We start from the raw sequence: 19,721 nt of genomic DNA, 5'->3' as shown, positions 1-19,721 counted from the left end.
CCGTCTACCACGCGGTTTGCGCCCACCTTATCCGGTCGACGGCGGCGGCAGCGAGGGCACGCCATGTCCTGTCGGGGGTCTGGACCATACTGCATACGTGTATTCGGGCAGCGGTGACCGCGAGGGTCGCAAGGTGGACGGCTCGGCCGCGGACCGGTCGGGCGAGCTCGCCGCCGCGCCGATCGAGGACGCGCCGATCGAGAACGAGCCGGTCGAAAACGCGCCGATCGAGAGCGGTCCGATCGTGAACGCGCAGGTCGCGTTCATCGATGCGCGCGCGTTGATCGGATGCAGGCACCGGCTGCACCTTGACGCGGCCCACCCGCAGATGCTCACGGGCGTACTCGAGGATCCGGGTGTGCGCCAGCGGCGGGAGGCCGCGACCGCGCATCGCAATCGGGTCCGCGACGCGCTCGTCGCCGCCGATCCGGACAACTGGCTGATCATCGACCCCACGCTGCGGGCGTCGGATCGCGCCGCGGCCACCATGAGCGCGTGCGCCGCTGGGGCGCAGAACATCTGGGGCGGGCTGCTGCCACAGGAACCGGACACCGGCAGACGCGGCGGCTCGGAGATCCTGCTGCGCGACCGCGATCGCGGCGGCTACATCCCGGTCATCGTGGTCAACCACAAGGTGACCGATCCACGCAAACCCGAACCGGCCGAGTTCCATCCGACCACCTCGGACCCGTATCGCTGGGACCCGCGCCCGGATCCGGCCCGCAAGCTGCGTCAGCAGCCGCGCGACCAGCAGCGCCTCGCCCACCTCTACCGGATGCTGCAACGTCACGGGCTCGCCAGTCCGTCGCTGGTCGGCGGCGTCATCGGCTACCACTTCGACCGCATCCTCGTCCACGATCTCGGCCCGCTGCTCGACGAATACGACCGCCGCTACGCCGACCGCATCGCGGTGGTGCGCGGCGAGCTGCCGACGGTGCCGTCCAAGGTGCCCGAATGCAGGCAATGCCCTTGGTGGACACGGGGAGTCGAGGGAGCGAGCTGCGAGGGCTGGCTGGCCGAGCACCGCGACGTCAGCCTGGTCGCGCCGGGCTCGCGGGCCGACGTGCTGCGCGGCCACGGTGTGGAGACGATCGACGACCTGGCGGCGTGGACCGGCGACGACCCGGAGGACTGGCAGCACGGCCCCTTCGACGAGGCCGTGGTCACCGCGCGCGCCTGGCTCGCGGGCGCGCCGCTGGTGCGCCGCTACGACCGGGTGCAGGTGCGCCGCGCCGACGTCGAGGTGGACGTGGACCTGGAGAGCTTCCAGGAGCACGGCGCGTACCTGTGGGGCACCCTGCTCGACGGGCGCTACCGCCCGTTCGTCACCTGGGACCCGCTGCCGACCGAGGACGAGGGCCGCTCCTTCGGCGAGTTCTGGACCTGGCTGATGACGGTGCGCGCCGAGGCCGCGACGGCAGGGAAGACCTTTGCCGCCTACTGCTATTCGCGCACCGCCGAGGACAAGTGGCTGTACGAGTCGGCGCGCCGGTTCGCCGGGCGTCCCGGGGTGCCGACGGTGGACCAGGTGCGCGCGTTCGTGGACGGACCCGAGTGGGTCGACATGTTCCAGGCCGTGACCGACCAGTTCATCTGCCCGAACGGCAAGGGGCTCAAGAAGATCGCGCCGGTGGCCGGTTTCTCCTGGCGCGATCCCGAGGCGGGCGGCGAGGCGTCGATGAGCTGGTACCGCCAAGCCGTCGGCTACGACGGTGCACCCGATCCGACCCAGCGCACCCGGTTGCTCGAATACAACGAGGACGACGTGCGGGCCACCCAGGTGCTGCGCGAATGGATGTCGCCGCTGGTGCCGAACCCGCACTGCGCCGAGTTGGAGGTGCCCGCCCTGGCCGACTTCGGGCGTGCGCCGGAGTTGCCCGCCGGTGGCCGCGGCGCGGCGTCTTCCTTCGGCCGCGGCGCCTGATCGGGCATGCGTCCGTGCCGTCGGCCCGCGGCGGTACCATCGCGACGTGACTCAGCACGTCGAACAACTCGAGTTCCAGGCAGAGACCCATCAGCTGCTCGAGCTGATGATCCATTCCGTCTACTCCAACAAGGACACGTTCCTGCGGGAGCTGATCTCGAACGCCTCCGACGCGCTGGACAAGCTGCGGCTGGCGTCTTTCCAGGACAAGGACCTGCACGTCGACACGTCCGACCTGCACATCGAGCTGGAGGTCGACAAGGACAACCGGGTACTCACCGTCCGAGACAACGGCATCGGCATGTCCCGCGCCGAGGTGGTCGACCTGATCGGCACCCTCGCCAAGTCGGGTACCGCGGAGCTGCGCAAGCAGCTGAAGGACGCGAAGACCGACGCGGCGGCCGAAGAGCTGATCGGCCAGTTCGGCATCGGCTTCTACTCGACCTTCATGGTGGCCGACAAGGTCATCCTGACCACCCGCAAGGCGGGCGAGACCGAGGGCACCCGCTGGGAGGCGGGCGCGGGCAGCTCGATCTACACCATCGAGGCCGTCGACGACGCGCCGCAGGGCACCGCGGTGACGTTGGAGCTCAAGCCCGCCGACGAGGAGGATCACCTCTTCGACTACACCCTGGAGTGGAAGCTCAGGGAGATCGTCAAGAAGTACTCCGACTTCATCGCCTGGCCGATCCGCATGCAGGTGGAGCGGACGGTCACCGAGGGCGAGGGCGAGGACAAGCAGGAGAAGACGGTCCTCGAGGAGCAGACCCTCAACTCGCAGAAAGCGCTGTGGACGCGTCCGAAGAGCGAGGTCTCCGAAGAGGAGTACAAGGAGTTCTACAAGCACGTCAGCCACGCGTGGGACGACCCGCTGGAGATCGTTCCGCTCAAGGCCGAGGGCACGTTCGAATACCAGGCGCTGCTGTTCATTCCGTCGCACGCGCCGTTCGACCTGTTCACCCGCGAGCACAAGCGCGGCGTGCAGCTCTACGTCAAGCGGGTGTTCATCATGGACAACTGCGAAGAGCTGATGCCGGAGTACCTGCGCTTCGTCAAGGGTGTGGTGGACGCGCAGGATCTCTCGCTCAACGTCTCCCGCGAGATCCTGCAGCAGGACCGGCAGATCCAGATGATCCGCAAGCGCCTGGTGAAGAAGGTGCTCTCGACGGTGAAGGAGCTGCAGGGCGCCGAGGATCAGGAGAAGTACCAGACCTTCTGGACGGAGTTCGGCCGCGTCCTCAAGGAGGGCCTGCTCTCGGACTTCGACAACCGCGAGACCATCCTGCAGGTCTCCTCGTTCTCCTCGACGCACTCCGAGGCCGAGCTGACCACGCTCGCGCAGTACGTCGAGCGGATGAAGGACGGCCAGGACGCGATCTACTACATGACCGGCGAGTCCCGCCAGCAGGTGGTGAGCTCCCCGCACATGGAGGCGCTCGCGGCCAAGGGTCTCGAGGTGCTCATCCTGACCGATCCCGTCGACGAGATGTGGGTCGGTTCGGTGCCGGAGTTCGACGGCAAGCGGTTCCAGTCCATCGCCAAGGGCGAGGTGGATCTGGAGACCGAGGAGGAGAAGAAGGAGTCCGAGGCGCTGCGCGAGCAGCAGGACAAGGACTTCGCCGAGCTGCTGACCTGGCTGGGCAAGACCCTCGACGAGAGCGTCAAGGAGGTGCGCCTCTCCAACCGGCTCACCACCTCGCCCGCCTGCCTGGTCGGTGACGTCTTCGACTTCACGCCGATGCTGGAGCGGATGTACCGTGCCTCGGGCCAGATCCTCCCGGAGACCAAGCGCATCCTCGAGCTCAACCCGACCCATCCGCTGGTCACCGGCCTGCGCGACGCGTACGACACCCGCAAGCAGGATGCGGACGAGGGCAAGGTCCCGGAACTCACCGAAACCGCCGAGCTCCTCTACGGCACCGCGGTGCTCGCCGAGGGCGGCGAACTGAAGGACCCGGCGCGCTTCGCCCACATCCTCACCGACCGCCTCACCCGCACCCTGTAAACGCACTCCGCGAAGGCCCCCTCCCGCATCGGGAGGGGGCCTTCGTCGTTTCCCATGGGCCCCTCCCACACATGCCGCATACGCCGCACAGAGGCGGCGGCTGTGTGCGGCGTATGGGAAGGGTGTGGCGACGTCGCCAGGGCGGCGACCGTGGGCCGGTGCCTGCCTTGTTCGCGGTGGGTCCCGGACGGGGTACCCGGATGTCTTCGTCCAGCGTCCCTGCATCGGCGATAAGGGTTTGCTGAAGGGTTCGTAAGGGTTACCGAAACTCGCTGGCAGGTGCTCCAAACTTATTGTGCGCATTGCGATTTGGCTTACAGCGGGTTGGCGTGCGGAAGGTTGCTGGGGTAGGGTCGGAGACAGCGAAGGGGAGTAGCCCCCAATCACGCAGTCGACATACTGGCCCGCTGCCTCCCCGAGGCTCGGGTCCGGTTGTGTGAACCGGGTTTTCATCCGGTGGGCGAGACCTTCGGCCTGAACAACCACACGTTGTCGGCCGGAGGCGTACCCAGATCTCCGGCAGGCAGGCCGGAGACCGGGAGTGCGCCACACATGATCGCCACCATCCTGCTGAGCATCGGCATCGTCTTCCTTGCCGAACTCGGAGACAAGTCCCAGCTCATGGCGTTGACGTTCGCGTTGCGCTATCGCTGGTGGGTGGTTCTCGGCGGCATCGCGACCGCCACAGCGGGCGTGCACCTGATCTCGGTCGCCGTGGGCTACTTCCTCGGCGCGGCCCTGCCCACCCGGGCCATCTCACTGGTCGCCGCCCTCACCTTCTTGGCCGTCGGCCTGTGGACCTTGCGCGAACACCTCGGCGCTCCCGACGATGACGCCGAGCCGCGGCCACCCCGCTCCACCGCCGCCCCGTTCCTCGTGGTCCTCTCCGCCTTCCTCCTCGCCGAACTCGGCGACCGCACCATGTTCGCCACCGCCGCCCTCGCCACCGACAACAGCTGGTTCGGCGTGTGGCTCGGCTCCACCATCGGCATGGTCGCCGCCGACGCCCTCGCCATCGCCGTCGGCATCGCGGTCGGCAAGCATCTGCCCGAACGACTGATCGGCATCTGCTCCGGGCTGCTGTTCCTGTACTTCGGAAGTGCGACGTTGCTCGGTGCGGCGGTGCCGTCGATGGGTGTACTGGCGGGAGCGGGGCTTGCTGCGATCACGCCGGTGGTAGTGGGTGTCGTGCTGCTCGTGCGGCGGGGGCGTTCGCGCGGGGAGAGGCTCAGTGGCCAGGTTGAGGGAGTTGTCGCGGAGGGTGTGCGCCCGCAGGGGTGAGGGCCCCGCCCCGGGTTCGGTCGGGGGCTCGTCCGGTCGGCGGGTTGTCGCGTTGGCGGACGTTGTTTCTTGGGTGATCCTTGCGATTCGCGCCACCACGGAGTTGGCGCGATACCGCTGAGACCTCAGGCCCGCACCTCATCGACTATCGCCGACCCGTACAGATCCCCACTCCGCCGCACCATATCCAGCAGCGGCGCGCACAGGCCCCGCAGTCCTTCCAGGTCAGCCGCAGCGATCCGCGCGGTGACCATCGCGCTCACCGCGGCGGCGAAGGTCTGACAGGCGAACCGCTGTTCCTCGCTGCGGGCGTCGAGCACCTCGGCGATCACCGCGACGAACGAGTCCTGGAGTTGGGCGCGGCGCGCCAGCGCGTCGGAACCCACCGCGTAGACCTCGACCAAGTAGAGCCTGGCGTAGGCGGGGTCCTCGATCAGCCCTTCGAAATACGCGTCGAGCAGACGTCCCATCCGGTCGAGATTCGTTTCGCTCGTGCCGTTTTCGTCCTCCAGCGGTCCGGATGCCTCCGCGATCCGGACGACCAGCCGCTCGACGGCCCGCTCGTAGGCGGCGGTGAAACAGTCCTCCTTGGAACGGAATTGCTCGTAGAAGGTCTCCCGGGAGACGCCCGCCAGTTTGAGGACCGCCGCGACGGAGGTGCCGACGTAGCCGGTGACCGCCATGGTCTCGGCCATCGCGTCCAGGATCCGATCCCGCTGCGACGCGATCACCTGCTCCCGAGGTAAACCGTGCCTGCCCCTGGGGAGTTGGCGGGCGGTGCCTTGGGTGTCGGTCATGCGGTGGCTCCGGACGGTTCGGTGGGGCAGGTGTTCGGCGAGCGCGGCGCCGGGCGACCGGCGTCACGCCCCTCGGGCGGGTCGCTCCATTCTGCGTGGTCTGCTGGGTTGATCGGTGGTGAAGGGCGCGTCCTCGGCGCGGGCGATCTCCAGCGCCTCGGCCACTCCGCGGCGCAGCGTGGCGTCCACGAGGCGCTGGGCGAGCGGGCGGAACGGCAGCGCCACCGCCACCCACCAGGGCGAGACGATCTGGCGGTGGCGGCGCGCGATGGCCCGTTCGGTGGCGTCGATGGCGGGTCCGAGCGGCGCCACGCCGGAGACGGTGGCGCGGCCGAGGATGGCGCGCGCCGCTGCCGTGCCGAAACCGCGAGCGGTCATGTCGGTGTCCAGTTCGGCGAAGTACGCGATGCCGACCTTGGCGCCGGTGTGCCTGATCTCGTGGCGCAGGGTGTGGCCGAGCGCCTCGACGCCGGCCTTCGACGCGCTGTACGCGCCCGCCAGCGGCAGATTCACGGCGGCGGCCAGCGACGAGACGATGAGCGCGTAGCCCTGTGCGTGACAGATGTGCGGGCCCGCGGCGCGCAGCGTGTAGTAGACGCCGAGCACGTTCACCGCCAGCGTCTCCTCCATCACCGAAGGATCTCCGCCGATCAGCGCCAGCTGCTTGGCCACACCGGCGTTCGCGACCACCACGTCCAAGCCGCCGAGCTCGCTCGCCAGCGTGGTCACCACCCGCTCCACTTGGGCATGGTCGCCGACGTCGCAGTAGCGCCACGGGGCGTCGCCGCATTCGCGCGCCACCTCCGCCAGCAGGTCGGGTTCGAGTCCGAGCAGCGCGACCGACGCCCCGTGCGCGTGCAGCTGCTTGGCCAGCGCGGCCCCGATGCCTCGCGCCGCCCCGGTGATCAACACCCTTCTACCGGCGACGACTGGGCCGGAGAACAGCTTCATGTGGCGACGATACCACCGATGAACAGCAATGTTCGCAAATATGTTCGCCTCGCGCGCGGCGTGAGAGAATGTCATGCATTGTCTCTCACGAGGCCTCGCCGGGTACGCCCGGGTCGGGGGCGGACTTCGCTCCACAGCATCTATTAGTGTGCAATTGACACAAGGCCAACTGGCTGTCACGAACGAGAGGACCATCGTGGAGATTTCGGGTTCCGCCGCCATCGTCACCGGAGGCGCATCCGGCCTCGGCGCCGCCACCGCCAAGCGTTTCGCCGAGCTGGGCGCCACCGTCTTCGGCCTGGACGTGCCGCAGTCGATCGAGCGCGCCGGTGACAACGTGCCTGCCGGGGTCACCCTCATTCCGGCCGACGTGACCAGCAACGACGAGGTCTCGGCCGCCGTCGCGAAGGTGGTCGAGTCGGGCGCGCCGCTGCGCATCGTGGTCAACTGCGCCGGCGTCGGCTGGGCCGGTCGCATCCTGTCCAAGAACGGCCCGCACGATCTGGAGCTGTTCCGCACCGTCATCACCGTGAACCTGCTCGGCACCTTCAACGTCATGCGGCTGGCCGCCGACGCGATCGCCAAGACCGATCCCGTCGACGAGTACGGCCAGCGCGGCGTCGTCATCAACACCGCCTCGGTCGCGGCGTTCGAGGGCCAGGTCGGCCAGATCGCCTACTCGGCCTCCAAGGGCGGCGTGCACGGCATGACCGTGCCTGCCGCGCGCGACCTGGCGCAGTTCGGCATTCGCGTGAACACCATCGCCCCCGGCATCATCGACACCCCGATGCTGGCCGGCGTCACCGAGGAGTACCGCAAGGGCCTCGAGGCGGGCGTGCCCTTCCCGTCGCGTCTCGGCCGCCCGGACGAGTACGCGCAGCTGTCGCAGTACATCGTCGAGCACGACTACCTGAACGGCGAGACCATCCGCATGGACGGCGCGCTGCGCATGGCGCCGCGGTAATTCGGCGTACCACGCGAAGGCCGCCTCCGATTCGCTTCGGGGGCGGCCTTTTTCGGCCAGGTGATCAGGGCAGGGGCTTGTGACCGATGCCGAGGAACGCCGTGGTGGCCAGTGGGGTGTTGGGCCGGTAGTTCTCGGCGAGATGGGCCCGCATGGACTCCGCGCGGGCGGCCCACGCGTCCTCGCCGATCGAGCGCCGCAGCAGCATCATCGGCGCGCTGCTGCGCGACATCTCCTCCCACAGCCGGTCCGCGTCCGGGTAGGCCACCGAGGTGGTGTGCCGCTGGATGGACACCCCGGCGAACCCAGCTCCCCGCAGCTCGGTGGCGAAGACCTCCGGATTCTCCAAGCTCAGGAAGTTGGGCTGCGGCTCCTGGATGGCCGGATCGCCCGCCGCCAACGCCCCGAACATCATTCGCATCAGCGGGGACTCGGCCACCGGCGCCCAGCTCGACACCACCGCGACCCCGCCGGGGCGCAACACCCGGAACAGCTCGGCGAAGCCTTTGATCCGATCCGGGAAGAACATCAGGCCGAACATCGAGAAGCCCGCGTCGAAGCTGTCGTCGTCGAACGGCAGCGCCTGACCGTCACCCACCCGCACGTCGACATTGGTGATTCCGGCGTCTCGCGCGGCATTCCGGAGGCGTTCGAGCATGTGCTCGGCGAAATCGACGGCCTGCACCCGGCCGACCCGCGCGGCGGCGGGCAGACTCAGCGTGCCCGGCCCCGCCGCGACATCGATGACATGCGCGTCGGCGGGCAGATCGGCGAGTTCGAGGGCGCGATCGGAGAACGGCGCCATGATCGCGAGCGCGGATTCGGCGTAGCCGTCGGCGACCAGATCCCATGGTTCGGCGGAGGCGAGGGGATTACCGGACATCTTCCACGATCCTTTCGACCGTGACAGGCTAACTGTGCAGCACCCTCGCAAACCACCAACTCACGCGAATACGGCTGTGCACGAATGCGTTCGAGGCCGCGGCGAAGCGCAGGCGTCCGCATTCGCCGAGCATCGGGGCGGCACCGCTCAGGCCGCGAGCAGCATCGCGAGCACGGCGGTATCCGGATCGCTGATCGGATCCAGCCCGACCCGGCTGACCAGCGAGGTGACGGTGCCGTCGGATTCCGCCTCGGCCCACGCCGCGCGGTGTTCCAATCCCAGGTGCGGCACGCCCGGCAGCAGCACGCAGCCGGAGGCCGCGCCAACGCATTCGGGCAGCGTCGGGCGAGTCTCCGACGGCGGGTGCAGCATGAGCAGCGCGGGCGGCACGTGATCGGCGAACCGCCCCGGCTCCAGCGCCTGCTCGCCAAGCACCGTGCCCTCGGCCAGCACCAGCCCGACCGTGCCCGGCTCCGGATCGTCGGGCAGGTCCTCGCGGACGCCGAAGACGGTCGACGTGGACAGCAGCCCAGGCAGGCTCGCCACGCGCACGGCGAGCACCAGAACCTGCGCCCATTCCTTGGTGGTGTCCGGCCAGCGACCGGAAATGACGAACCCGCGCAGCGACCCGCGCGAGTGGAACGGCGTGACGCCGATCGGCCCGTTGGTTCGCATCGTGCCTCCCGAAATGAAACCGGGGGCGGCCTTGCCCGTCCTCGAACTGTATGGATTCAGAGGATGACCCACGAATCAACTGGCACACAAGTACCAATGAGTGCTAATCGGGCAGTGGACGCGCAGATCGGGCGGCGGACACGAAAAAGCCCGCCGGGCGATTCCACTACCCGGCGGGCTTCCAGCCGCGCGCCTCGGCGCGCGGAGATTCACCCGAAGATCAGGCCCTTGCCCTGGGTGACGGCGCGAGCGAAGCGCTCCTGCACGTCCTCCCAGTTGACGACGTTCCAGAACGCGGTCACGTAGTCGGCCTTGACGTTCTTGTACTGCAGGTAGAAGGCGTGCTCCCACATGTCGACCTGCAGCAGCGGGATGATGCCCAGCGGGACGTTGGCCTGCTGGTCGTAGAGCTGGAAGGTGAGCAGCTTCCCGCCGAGGGTGTCGTAGCCGAGCACCGCCCAGCCGGAGCCCTGCAGACCGTTGGCGGCCGCGGTGAACTGCGCGCGGAACTTGTCGAACGAACCGAACTGGTCGTCGATCGCGGCGGCCAGCTCGCCGACCGGCTTGTCACCGCCGTTCGGGGAGAGGTTCTTCCACCAGATGGAGTGGTTCACGTGGCCACCGAGGTGGAACGCGAGGTTCTTCTCGTAGAGGAAGATCGCGCCGTGATCGCCGGATTCGCGAGCCGCCTCGAGCTTCTCGAGTGCGGTGTTCGCGCCCGCAACGTAGGCCGCGTGGTGCTTGGAATGATGCAGCTCGTTGATCTGCCCGGAGATGTGGGGCTCCAGGGCGCTGTAGTCGTAATCCAGATCTGGCAGCGTGTACTCAGCCACGATGTCCCTTTCTCAGTTGTCGGGCTGTGACGCTCGGAGATTCGAGCGCTTCCAACCATCATTCGTACACCCGCTCGGTTCCAACCGGGCCGTGTGCCCCCTCATTCCATCGGAGATTCGTCGATAACGCAGTGGTTGGTACCGGCGTGAGCGGAAGGGCGGTTCGAGCAAGAGCATTCGTGAGTAGCATCGGAACCATGTCGTTCTTCGACGAGCTGGTCGGACGGATCCGTCTCCCGGAGCCGGCGATGGTGACGCCCGAGCAGGCGCTCCCCGGCCGGGAGGAGCCAATCCTGGTGCCGGATACCCATTTCGTGAACGGCAATCCCCTCCGTCCGCCATTTCCTGACGGCATGCGGGTCGCGGTCGTCGGGATGGGTTGTTTCTGGGGTGCGGAGAAGGGCTTCTGGGAGCTCGACGGCGTCTACACGACCGCGGTCGGGTACGCGGGCGGGTACACGCCGAATCCGACCTACGAGGAAGTGTGCAGCGGCCGCACCGGGCACACCGAGGCGGTGCTCGTCGTCTTCGATCCCGCGGTGCTGGATTACGCCACCGTGCTGAAACACTTCTGGGAGGACCACGATCCGACCCAGGGCATGCGCCAGGGCAACGATCGCGGCACGCAGTATCGCTCGGCGATCTTCGCGCTGAGCGACGAACAAGCCGCCCTGGCCGGAAGCAGCGCGGAGACCTACGGCAAGCGGCTCGCCGAGGCGGGGTACGGGTCCATCACCACCGAGATCGCGCCGCTGCCGACTCCGGAAGCAGGTCCGGCGCCGAATCTGTCCGGGTTCTATTACGCCGAGGGCTATCACCAGCAGTACCTCGCGAAGAACCCGGGCGGCTACTGCCCGGTGCACGCCACCGGGGTGACCTGCCCGGTCGGGCTGGGGGCCTGAAAGACCTTGCGCGAACGGCGAACCGCCGCGCATCCGAAGTGATCGGACGCGCGGCAGTCGCGGGGCTCGGTTACAGCGGCGGCACGACGCCGGGGCGAAGGGTGCGCGGATCGGCCGCGTCATGGGCCTTCCACCAGCGCACGCCGCCCGCGATGAAGTCGGCGGGCGCGATCTCCTTGCCCTTGGCGTCGTACACCGTGACGTTGTCGAACCACACGCGCACATCGAGTTCGCGCGGGTCGATGCCCTCCTCCTGGGAGAACTCCAGCACGTGCGAGGGGGTGTGATCGTCGATCTCGGTGTCGAAGCTGAGCAGTTCGCGCCACAGCGCCCAGCCGCTGTCGTCGACGTCGATGAATTCCCAGCCGTGCAGGCGGCCGCCGCCGAAGCTGCGGATCGCGTGGTCGAGGCCGTCGAGCGTGAGCGGAAGTATCTTGGCCGCGATGTCGTCCCAGCGCTGGATCCGCAGTGAGGCCGCGACTCGGCTGACGCCGGTGAAGTCCAGCCGGACCTGATGGTCCTGTGGCGGCGCGCCGTCGGCGGGCACCGTCATGACTGTCAGATCGAGGCGCAGCGTGGCCGCCTTCGTATCCACCTCGAGCCCGAGGCAGGTCGCCTCCGAGATCGCGGTGTTGAGTCCGGTCGAGTCCAATCCGTCGAATAGCCCCCTGCGCACATCCATGCCCTCAGGCTACCGACAGCGCCAGCTGGAGCCCGGTATTTCAGTTTTTCGCTAGTGTTCTCGTTTTTTCTGGAACCGAATCGTTCGCCGTTCCGTCCAAGTAGATGTCGGGACCCGCTCGGCCGCGGTTCCGAGGCAGCGGCGAACGACCGCTCCGGGATGGACAAGGAGGGGAGTCCCGGATCGGTCGTTCGTGACCCCCGCTTCGCCGAGGATGAGCTGGACAGGGCCGTGTGGGTCCCGATCCCGGTCCGCTGGGGCGAGATTGGATTCGCGTGAAGTTTGCTTATAGCCGCGCCCTGTGACTGTCCCCGACGGTGATAGGCGGGGCCTGTGGATCAGGTTGTGGATTCTGTGGATAACTCCCACGAAGATATGCACAGGTGGTCGCGGAGCGGGGCGGGAATGGGTTAACGGCGGCGGAAACGGACTCGGGGTACGAAATTTGCGGACGGGTACCGACCCCGCAACCACCTGGCGATACGGACATCGTCGCCGCCGGGGTGGTTGTGGGCGGCGGTCCGCCCGAAAACCCGCGCGCGATCGGACCGGATGCGGAAGTACGCCTGATCCCCGGCGCTGCGGCGATCATGGCAGGATCGAGTCGTGACGAGCCCCGAGATTCCGTCGGTGCCGGTGGAAGACCTGCCCGGCGAATTCGACCACGGCGAGCGGCCGGACCCGATCCGGGCGATCCTGCTCGACGTGCGCGAAGTCGACGAGTGGCAGCTCGGGCACGCCCCCGGCGCGATCCACATCCCGATGGTCGATGTGCCCGCGCGCACCGACGAGCTGGACTACGACGCCGAGGTCTATGTCGTCTGCAGGCAGGGCGGCCGGTCCATCGAAGTGGCGAAGTACCTGGCCTATATCGGTTTCGAAGCGGTGCAGGTCGACGGCGGCATGGTGGCCTGGCAGCGGATGGGTCGCCCGCTGGTCGCCGAGGGTGACCATCCGGCGAAGATCTACTGACGGAAGAGCGAGGTGCCCAGGCAATGAGCGTCAGGCCGGAAGCGGCAGCCCGTGGGACAACGCCGGGCGAGCGAAGGACACGCTGTGAGTAGCGTGCTGCAGCCCTGTGCCCGCTGCGGCGCGCGGTGGGCCGTGCACGGCACCCCGATGCACTGGTGCCCGCGCTGCCACGGCGTGCTGCTCTCGCCCGCGCCCATCGACGCCCCCGCCGATCGGCGCAACTATCGGTGGGTGGCGCGCCGCCCGGATCACCGGAACGGCAGACCCGTCACGGCGGCGCGGCGCAGGCCGACAGCGCCGACCCCGCGCTACCCGCAGATCCCGCGCTGGGGCCTGCGCGACGAGCTGCCCGCCTCGGCCCTGGCCGCGCCGCGCGGTCGCGCCGCCGCGCTCGCGAGCTGGGTCACGCCGCTGCTGCTTGTCACCGCGGGGATGTTCGCGCTGGCCGCGGTCGCCGAGCTGGTGCGCTACGTGATCCTGCTGGTCAACCGGACACGTCTCATCGACCCGCTGGCGTTGCGGTTCTCGGACTGGCTCCTCACCGGGTCGTCCCTGCTGGCCCTCGCGCTCGCGCTCGGTAGCGGCGTCGCTGTGCTCGGTTGGTTGATCGAGACCCGAAGCGCGGTGTTCGCGCGGGCGGGTCGCCGCGATTCCCGTCCCGTGCCGCTGCTCGTGCTCGGCTGCCTCGTCCCGGTGGCCAACCTGGTGTATCCGGGGGTCTTCCTCACCGAGATCGCCGCCGAACGGGGCGACCCGAGGGCGCTGCGCGCGATCCGGATCTGGTGGTGCGCCTGGATTCTCGGCGGGCTGATGGCCGCGGCCGCGCTGTTCTGGCGGACCGCGGACTCGCTGCAGGTCAAGGCGGACGGCGTCCTGTTCACGGCGTGGACGGACGCGGTCGCTGTCGCGCTGACGGTGCTGACGCTCTGGGTGGTGCGGCTGCTCGACGGACACGATCTGTTCGGCCGGGTCCGGCTGGCCCGCCGCTGGGTGGTCGCGGTCGACCCGGCGGTGCCGGTCATCGAGCCGGTTCATCCGGGCGGCGCGGCGCGCACCGAGGCGCCGGATGCGGCCGACGCCGAGATCCCCGATGATCGGGATACCGACAACGGTGCTGTTCAGCACGAGGAGGTCATGGCCAAGTGAGCCAGAGCAGTCGCGCACCGTTCGTCGTCGCGCACCGTGGCGCCTCCGCGGCGCGTCCCGAGCACACGCTCGCCGCATACGATCTCGCGCTCCAGGAGGGCGCCGACGGCGTGGAGTGCGACGTCCGGCTGACCAGGGACGGACATCTGGTCTGCGTGCACGACCGCACGGTCGACCGCACGTCCTCGGGCTCCGGGCTGGTCAGCGAGATGACTCTCGACGAGTTGCGTGCGCTGGATTTCGGCGCCGACGGCGAGCCCGCCTCGGTGCTCACCCTCAGCGAACTCATCGAGCTGGTCCTCGACTGGCGCAGCAGGCCGACCAAGCTGTTCATCGAGACCAAGCACCCGGTCCGCTACGGCGGGCTGGTGGAGAACAAACTGCTCGCCGAGCTCCAGCGCTTCGGCATCGCCACGCCCGCCTCGGCGGATCATTCGCGCGCCGTGGTCATGTCATTCGCGGCGCTCGCGGTGTGGCGTATCCGTCGCGCGGCGCCGCTGCTGCCCACGGTGCTGCTCGGCGAGTCCTCGATCTACCTCGGCGGCGGGGCCGCGACCACCGTCGGCGCCACGGCCGTCGGCCCTTCGGTGAAGACGCTGCGCGAGCACCCGGATCTGGTGGACAAGGCCGCGGCGGCGGGCCGCGCCACGTACTGCTGGACGGTGGACGAACCCGAGGACGTACGCCTGTGCGCCGACCTCGGCGTCAGCTGGGTCGCGACCAACCACCCCGGTCGCACGAAGACCCTGCTCGCCGCCGCCTGAGTCGCGTCCGAGGAGCGGTTCGACATTCCTCGGGGGCCGCGCCGTGGCGCATTGCTGCGACGGTCACAGCACCATGTAGTTTGACCCCTCGTGGGTAAGAGCAAGCGCAACAGTCCGAAGCCCGGAGGGAACCGGGCGCAGCGTCTCGCCGAGCGAAAGGTGGCGCTGGACCAGGCGGCTCAGGCCGTCACCCGCCCGTTCGAGGGGCTGGCCGCGGAATGCGATCTGGTCGCACTGCGGGAGTTCGTGCCGTCGGCGACCGCGACGCTGAAGCTGTCGCCCGAGGTGGCCGCCGAGCGTTCCGTCGTGCTCGCCACGGTGCTGCCCGGCGCGGTGGCCGCGCTGGTGCGCGCGGGCGATCAGCCGACCGGTTACGTCGGCACCCAGATGCAGTTCCATGGACCCGATCCGGCCGCCGACCTCGCCGCGGCGATCCTGTGGACCCAGTCCGCCGAGCCCGGCGACTCGCTCACCTCCGTCGAGAGCATCGCGGGCGGTCCGCGCCTGGCCGACGTGATCGATCCGGGCGCCGACCTGGAACTCGTCGTGCACCAGGACTTCGACTGGTGGGTGCCGGCGGGCGTGACGCCCGATCCGCAGGTGGCCGCGACCATCGAACAGGCCAAGCAGGCGATCATGCCGTCGGCGCGGCTGGAACTCGGCGCCGATTCCGTAGGCGCGGCGTGGTGGGTGGACGCGGGCGAGAAGGCGCACGTGCGCTGGGTGCGTCCGGAGAACGAGGACGACCTGATGCTGGCGCTGGCCAGGCTGCACGCCTCGGGTGGGCTGCACATGGGCGAGGGTTCCCGTTTCGCCGGTTCGTTCCGCACGCACGGACTGCTGGTGCCGGTGTTCGACCTGGACCCGGAGCGCCACTCCAGCGAGTGGACCGCGCCCGCCGCCGAGTTCGGCGCCCGCCTGCTCGCCGCGCTGGCCACGGACGCGCCGCTCACTTCCGAGGAGCGCCGTTCGCGCGACGGTCTGCGGTCGCGTCAGGTGACCTTGCGCTGACTCCGAAATTTCCCGGAGGGAATTTTGTGAAAAACGCCTCTTTCAGACTCTGTGGCGGGTTAGGTTCTGAACATCACCGTTACTGGTGATGGTGAGGATTGCCTTACCGCACAGATGAGGAAAGTAGGAACACCATGGAAGCCATTCTTGCGCTGCTCAAGACGCTGCTCAGCTCGTTGAGCGCCAGCTGAGGCAACCATCTCGGTCGAAACAGGCCCAGCTCGTCGCGAAGAGCTGGGCCTGTTTTCCGGAATAACCTCTTCTATAGCGAACCGCCCGCTGTCGAGGGTGCGCCGGAGGCATCGGCCGGAGAACTCATCTCCCGCGCGATGAAATTCTCCAGATCGAACAGGTTCGAGCCGGCGCGGTCGGCGATGTTGAGCAAGGTCGTCATATTCGCGACCTCCTCGACCTGCTCCTTCAGGAACCATTGCATGAACTGCTCGCCGAGGTAATCGCCCTCCTCGCGGGCCGTGCTCGCCAGCCGGATGATCTGGTCGGTGACGGTCTTCTCCTGATTGAGGGCCAGGGCGATCGGTTCCCGGACACCGTCGAAATGCGACTTCGCCGGATCGATGCCGGAAAGCTCGACGCTGATATCCCGGTCGAGGAAGTACTGCACGATCATCATCGCGTGATTGCGTTCTTCCACGGCCTGTGCGTAGAACCGCTTGGCCAGCTGAGGCAGATCCGTATTGTCGAACCACACCGCGATCGCGATGTATTGGTGTTCGGCATTGAATTCGTGCCGGATCTGGTCGTGGAGCAGGCTGTGGAATTTGCTGCGCGGGGACTCCGAATGGCTGGACATGCCGCCACATTATCGCTGGTCAGGGCGCGTGTCATCCAAGTGCACCCTTATTGAGGCTAGTGTTGCCTAATTAAATGTTTGCTGCGCCAGCCATTTTCGGCGCCGAATTGCCTGGCTTCGCGGGCGCGCGCACCTCGCGCGCCACGAACTGCTCGACGTCGAACAGGTTGCCTTCCCGATCGATCACGGTGAGCAGCGTCGTCATCCCGGCGACGTTGTCCACCTGCTCTTTCAGGAACCACTGGATGAACCGCTCGCCGAGATAGTCGCCGCTCTCCCGCGCCGCCTTCGCGAGCGCCGTCACCTGCGAGGTGCAATTGCGCTCGGCCTCCAGCAGGAATGCCGTTGCCGCGCGCGGAGATTCGAAGTCCGAGCGGATCGAGTCCAAGCCGCCGACCCGGACCTCCAGATCCCTGTCGAGCAGGTACTGCACCATGCGCATCGCGTGCGCGCGATGCTCCTCCGAGCGGGTGTAGCAATGTCGGGCCAGTTGTGGAAGCCGCAGCGAGTCGAAGTAGACCGCGGCGGCGAGATACTGCTGCGCGACGGTGAAGCCGTGCCGGATCTGATCGCGCAGCAGGGCCGGGAAGGACTGGGCGCCATCGGTGTCGGACATGCCTCGACGCTACCGCGTGAGCAGTTCTTCCGGGATGGATCTGTCGTTCGCGAGTGCTTCGAAGAACGCGCTCGCCTTCGTCTTGTCCCACAGCAGCACGTTGCCGCTGCCGTCGACGTCGTCGAAACCGCCGATCGGCACCGTCGTCGCCACCGTGTCGCCGCGCATCGCCCAGCCGAGGCGGCCGAGATCCCAGATGTGATCGTCCTCGTCGACCTTCAGCGAGCCCGCGGTGTCGGCCGCCAACGGCCAGAGTGTGAACGGATTGGCCAGGGTGGCGCCGCTGGTCGCCTTCTTCAGCAGCGCGGCCATGAAGAGGCGCTGGTTGTTCATCCGGTCGATGTCGGCGAGTGCGGTCGCCCTGCTGCGCACGAAACCGAGCGACTCCGGTCCGTTCAGCTTCTGGCAGCCCGCCTCCAGATTGATGCCCGCGAGCGGGTCGTCGATGGGTTTGGGCACGCAGACGTCGATGCCGCCCAGCGTGTCGACGATGCCCGCGAAGCCGGCGAACCCGATCTGCGCGTAGTGGTCGATGCGCAGGCCGGTCGCGCCTTCCACGGTTTGTACGAGCAACTGCGGGCCGCCGAAGGCGAAGGCGGCGTTGAGCTTGTCCTTGCCGTGGCCGGGGATGCTCACGTACGAGTCGCGCGGCAGGCTGACCAAGGTGGTGCGACCCGACTTCGGGATGTGCACCAGCATGATCGTGTCGGTGCGCTCCGGACCGACGTCGCCGCCGGTGGCCAGCTCCTGCTCCTGTTCGCTGGAGAGCCCGCCGCGCCCGTCGGAGCCGACGAGCAGCCAGTTGGTGCCCGGCGTGTTGCCGACCTGGTCGGCGTATCCGGCCAGGGCGTCGATGCGGGACAGCTTGCCGTCGAGGTTGATCACCGCGGCGACCGAGGCGACGACGAGAACCAGCAGGAACACCAGGAACCACCGGAACGGATGCCGTTTGCGTCGCGGGCGCGGGGCACGGTCGGCGCGCGGCGGCGCGGCAGGCGGTGGTGGCGGTGGTGTGCCGCGGCGTCCGCGCGGGCTCGGGGCGTGGGTGCGCGGGACGGGCTCGTGGAACGGCTCCGGCTGCTGCGTCGGCGCGTACTCCGGTTCCGCTTTGTGGAGCCGCGGCGGCGCCTCCTGCGGGACCTTCGAATACGCGAGCGGCTGTGCGTGCGGATCGGCGCCGTCGCGGCGCAGCACTTTGGTCCGTTCGACAGGCGGCGGGTGGCCTTCGCGGCCCTGTCGTGCCGGCGGGGCGGCCGCACCGTGTGGCGGCACGGCGGTACGACCCTGCGCGGGAGGAGGGGGCGCGGCGCCGTGCCCCTGCGGCGGCGGGCCCGGGCGGCGCGACCTCGGATCGGCGCCCTGCGGTGCGTGCGGCGGGGGGACTCGTCCAGGTCCGCCGCCCTGTCGTGGCGGCGGGGCCGCGTGACGCTGCGGAGGCAGCGGCTCACGACCCTGTCCGGGCGGTGGGGTGGCACGGCGCTGCGACGGGGGGACCGCGCCGCCCGACGGGACGCCGGGTGACGAAGGCGGAACGGCTGCGCCACCGGGCGGCGGGGGTGGTTGCGGCACGCCGGGGCGGCCCTGCGGCGGCGGCACCCGGCGCGTCCGCGCGTTGCGGGGGTCGTCGCCGTTCATCACACTGACTTTACTTATCGGGGCGGCAGGGGGTTTCTCCGATAATCACCCGGCGGCCTGTTTCCGTTACGGCAGCCAGGAAACGTGTCCGCGCAGTGCCGTGTAGCCGATGTAGGCGACCGCATCGATGGTGGCGTGCGCCAGTATCAGCGGCCACAGCCGGTTGGTGCGCTGCCAGTAGCGGCCGAAGATCAAGCCCATCACCAGGTTTCCCAGACCGCCGCCGAGGCCCTGGTAGAGGTGGTAGCTGCCGCGCAGCAGCGCCGAGGCGAGCAGCGACGAATTCTCCGTCCAGCCCAGTTGACGCAGCCGCGTGATGAGGTACGCCACAACGAGGATTTCCTCGGCGAACGAGTTCGCGCAGGCGGACAGGATGAGGACGGGCAGCCGCCACCAGTGCTCCTCCAGCGAACTCGGCACGATCGTCACGCTGAAGCCCATGGCGTGCGCGATCAGATACAACCCGAGCCCCGGCAGGCCGATGATCGCCGCCAGCGCCAGTCCCGGCACCCCATCCGCGCGCGACCGGAACCGTCCGAGCCCGATCAGGCGCGGCCCGATGCCGCTGCGCCACAACAGGTACAGGCCCAGCGCCGCCCATCCGGCCAGCCGCAACACCCCGAGCAACTGGAACAGCAGGTCGATCAGCGACTGCTCGGAGCGCGAGGCGTTCAGCGCGATCGTGCGCCCGCCGATCCCGCCCGGCCCCAGCGCGCTGTCCAGCAGTGACAGCGCGGCGCTGATCCCGCTCAGCCCGAACGTGACGGTCAACACGACCGCGATCTCGATCCGGATCGCCAGCCGCTCCCGCTCCGTCAGCTCGGATTCGCCGGGGGCATCCGACTCAGCACGCATGCCGTCGAATCTAG

At 68.7% G+C, this 19,721-nt stretch carries 19 protein-coding genes; 9 read left to right on the top strand and 10 right to left on the bottom strand.

The features are described 5' to 3' along the window. Window positions 1–244: 244 nt before the first annotated feature. From AC3EO7_RS21460 to AC3EO7_RS21450, 3 genes are all read left to right on the top strand, one after another. A complete protein-coding gene (locus AC3EO7_RS21460) occupies window positions 245–1,924 on the top strand; it encodes a TM0106 family RecB-like putative nuclease (RefSeq protein ID WP_431966769.1) in 1,680 nt (559 codons plus the stop codon). Between the two features lie 46 nt (window positions 1,925–1,970). Further along, window positions 1,971–3,929 (top strand): molecular chaperone HtpG, encoded by a 1,959-nt coding sequence (gene htpG, locus AC3EO7_RS21455; RefSeq protein ID WP_435592216.1) that lies wholly within the window; start codon window positions 1,971–1,973, stop codon window positions 3,927–3,929. A 552-nt stretch (window positions 3,930–4,481) separates the two neighbouring features. Next, on the top strand, window positions 4,482–5,210 hold the full coding sequence (locus AC3EO7_RS21450; protein ID WP_431966262.1) for a TMEM165/GDT1 family protein: 729 nt from the start codon (window positions 4,482–4,484) through the stop codon (window positions 5,208–5,210). A 125-nt stretch (window positions 5,211–5,335) separates the two neighbouring features. Here the strand turns inward: AC3EO7_RS21450 and AC3EO7_RS21445 are convergent, their stop codons facing one another. Both AC3EO7_RS21445 and AC3EO7_RS21440 read right to left on the bottom strand, forming a co-directional pair. Next, on the bottom strand, window positions 5,336–6,007 hold the full coding sequence (locus AC3EO7_RS21445) for a TetR/AcrR family transcriptional regulator (RefSeq protein ID WP_431966264.1): 672 nt from the start codon (window positions 6,005–6,007) through the stop codon (window positions 5,336–5,338). Between the two features lie 63 nt (window positions 6,008–6,070). Then, on the bottom strand, window positions 6,071–6,958 hold the full coding sequence (locus tag AC3EO7_RS21440; RefSeq protein ID WP_431966266.1) for an SDR family NAD(P)-dependent oxidoreductase: 888 nt from the start codon (window positions 6,956–6,958) through the stop codon (window positions 6,071–6,073). A gap of 196 nt (window positions 6,959–7,154) precedes the next feature. On the opposite strand from AC3EO7_RS21440, the gene AC3EO7_RS21435 reads away from it, so the two are divergent. Further along, entirely contained in the window at window positions 7,155–7,922 is a 768-nt protein-coding gene (locus AC3EO7_RS21435; RefSeq protein ID WP_357448794.1) for an SDR family NAD(P)-dependent oxidoreductase, read from the top strand. A gap of 64 nt (window positions 7,923–7,986) precedes the next feature. Here the strand turns inward: AC3EO7_RS21435 and AC3EO7_RS21430 are convergent, their stop codons facing one another. The 3 genes from AC3EO7_RS21430 to AC3EO7_RS21420 all read right to left on the bottom strand — a co-directional run bounded on the left by AC3EO7_RS21430 (window position 7,987) and on the right by AC3EO7_RS21420 (window position 10,313). Continuing rightward, window positions 7,987–8,805 carry a class I SAM-dependent methyltransferase gene (locus tag AC3EO7_RS21430; RefSeq protein ID WP_435592215.1) on the bottom strand — a complete coding sequence of 273 codons (819 nt, stop codon included), beginning with the start codon at window positions 8,803–8,805 and terminating at the stop codon, window positions 7,987–7,989. 147 nt (window positions 8,806–8,952) lie between these two features. Beyond that, complete coding sequence (locus tag AC3EO7_RS21425; RefSeq protein WP_431966270.1) at window positions 8,953–9,480, bottom strand: peptidase; 528 nt, start codon at window positions 9,478–9,480, stop codon at window positions 8,953–8,955. 209 nt (window positions 9,481–9,689) lie between these two features. Next, window positions 9,690–10,313, bottom strand: coding sequence for a superoxide dismutase (locus AC3EO7_RS21420; protein ID WP_067844217.1), 624 nt, complete (start codon window positions 10,311–10,313; stop codon window positions 9,690–9,692). 197 nt (window positions 10,314–10,510) lie between these two features. Between AC3EO7_RS21420 and msrA the strand changes: the two genes are divergently transcribed. Then, entirely contained in the window at window positions 10,511–11,215 is a 705-nt protein-coding gene (msrA, locus tag AC3EO7_RS21415; protein WP_431966771.1) for a peptide-methionine (S)-S-oxide reductase MsrA, read from the top strand. A 70-nt stretch (window positions 11,216–11,285) separates the two neighbouring features. On the opposite strand, the gene AC3EO7_RS21410 is transcribed toward msrA, so the two are convergent. After that, entirely contained in the window at window positions 11,286–11,897 is a 612-nt protein-coding gene (locus AC3EO7_RS21410; protein WP_431966272.1) for a hypothetical protein, read from the bottom strand. A 606-nt stretch (window positions 11,898–12,503) separates the two neighbouring features. Here AC3EO7_RS21410 and AC3EO7_RS21405 point away from each other — a divergent pair. The 4 genes from AC3EO7_RS21405 (at window position 12,504) to AC3EO7_RS21390 (ending at window position 15,790) form a co-directional block, all read left to right on the top strand. Beyond that, the gene (locus tag AC3EO7_RS21405; RefSeq protein WP_435592214.1) at window positions 12,504–12,869 is read left to right on the top strand and encodes a rhodanese-like domain-containing protein; all 366 of its coding nucleotides are present in this window, start codon (window positions 12,504–12,506) and stop codon (window positions 12,867–12,869) included. A gap of 84 nt (window positions 12,870–12,953) precedes the next feature. Beyond that, window positions 12,954–14,015 carry a DUF4328 domain-containing protein gene (locus AC3EO7_RS21400; RefSeq protein WP_435592213.1) on the top strand — a complete coding sequence of 354 codons (1,062 nt, stop codon included), beginning with the start codon at window positions 12,954–12,956 and terminating at the stop codon, window positions 14,013–14,015. Further along, window positions 14,012–14,779, top strand: a complete 768-nt coding sequence (locus tag AC3EO7_RS21395; RefSeq protein WP_431966278.1) for a glycerophosphodiester phosphodiesterase — start codon at window positions 14,012–14,014, stop codon at window positions 14,777–14,779. The genes AC3EO7_RS21400 and AC3EO7_RS21395 overlap by 4 nt, the downstream gene beginning before the upstream one ends. 90 nt (window positions 14,780–14,869) lie before the next feature. Then, the gene (locus tag AC3EO7_RS21390) at window positions 14,870–15,790 is read left to right on the top strand and encodes a DUF5926 family protein (RefSeq protein WP_435592212.1); all 921 of its coding nucleotides are present in this window, start codon (window positions 14,870–14,872) and stop codon (window positions 15,788–15,790) included. A gap of 262 nt (window positions 15,791–16,052) precedes the next feature. Here AC3EO7_RS21390 and AC3EO7_RS21385 read toward each other — a convergent pair whose 3' ends face one another. From AC3EO7_RS21385 to AC3EO7_RS21370, 4 genes are all read right to left on the bottom strand, one after another. Then, a complete protein-coding gene (locus AC3EO7_RS21385; protein ID WP_431966282.1) occupies window positions 16,053–16,601 on the bottom strand; it encodes a ferritin in 549 nt (182 codons plus the stop codon). 70 nt (window positions 16,602–16,671) lie between these two features. Further along, complete coding sequence (locus tag AC3EO7_RS21380) at window positions 16,672–17,217, bottom strand: ferritin (RefSeq protein ID WP_431966284.1); 546 nt, start codon at window positions 17,215–17,217, stop codon at window positions 16,672–16,674. A 9-nt stretch (window positions 17,218–17,226) separates the two neighbouring features. Beyond that, window positions 17,227–18,411: an LCP family protein gene (locus AC3EO7_RS21375; protein WP_435592211.1), complete on the bottom strand. Its 1,185-nt coding sequence runs from the start codon at window positions 18,409–18,411 to the stop codon at window positions 17,227–17,229. A gap of 507 nt (window positions 18,412–18,918) precedes the next feature. Continuing rightward, window positions 18,919–19,707: a CPBP family intramembrane glutamic endopeptidase gene (locus AC3EO7_RS21370; protein ID WP_431966288.1), complete on the bottom strand. Its 789-nt coding sequence runs from the start codon at window positions 19,705–19,707 to the stop codon at window positions 18,919–18,921. Between the last annotated feature and the right edge of the window lie 14 nt (window positions 19,708–19,721).

The sequence above is a fragment of the Nocardia sp. bgisy118 genome (assembly GCF_057708605.1).
Note: the sequence above shows the minus strand (reverse complement) of the source record. Positions and strands in the feature narration are given on the sequence as shown.

Coding starts and splice junctions, on each gene's coding strand:
- AC3EO7_RS21450 (WP_431966262.1), top strand. CDS start 4,482: ATGATCGCCACCATCCTGCTGAGCATCGGCATCGTCTTCCTTGCCGAA.
- AC3EO7_RS21445 (WP_431966264.1), bottom strand. CDS start 6,007: ATGACCGACACCCAAGGCACCGCCCGCCAACTCCCCAGGGGCAGGCAC.
- AC3EO7_RS21440 (WP_431966266.1), bottom strand. CDS start 6,958: ATGAAGCTGTTCTCCGGCCCAGTCGTCGCCGGTAGAAGGGTGTTGATC.
- AC3EO7_RS21430 (WP_435592215.1), bottom strand. CDS start 8,805: ATGTCCGGTAATCCCCTCGCCTCCGCCGAACCATGGGATCTGGTCGCC.
- AC3EO7_RS21425 (WP_431966270.1), bottom strand. CDS start 9,480: ATGCGAACCAACGGGCCGATCGGCGTCACGCCGTTCCACTCGCGCGGG.
- msrA (WP_431966771.1), top strand. CDS start 10,511: ATGTCGTTCTTCGACGAGCTGGTCGGACGGATCCGTCTCCCGGAGCCG.
- AC3EO7_RS21410 (WP_431966272.1), bottom strand. CDS start 11,897: ATGGATGTGCGCAGGGGGCTATTCGACGGATTGGACTCGACCGGACTC.
- AC3EO7_RS21385 (WP_431966282.1), bottom strand. CDS start 16,601: ATGTCCAGCCATTCGGAGTCCCCGCGCAGCAAATTCCACAGCCTGCTC.
- AC3EO7_RS21380 (WP_431966284.1), bottom strand. CDS start 17,217: ATGTCCGACACCGATGGCGCCCAGTCCTTCCCGGCCCTGCTGCGCGAT.
- AC3EO7_RS21370 (WP_431966288.1), bottom strand. CDS start 19,707: ATGCGTGCTGAGTCGGATGCCCCCGGCGAATCCGAGCTGACGGAGCGG.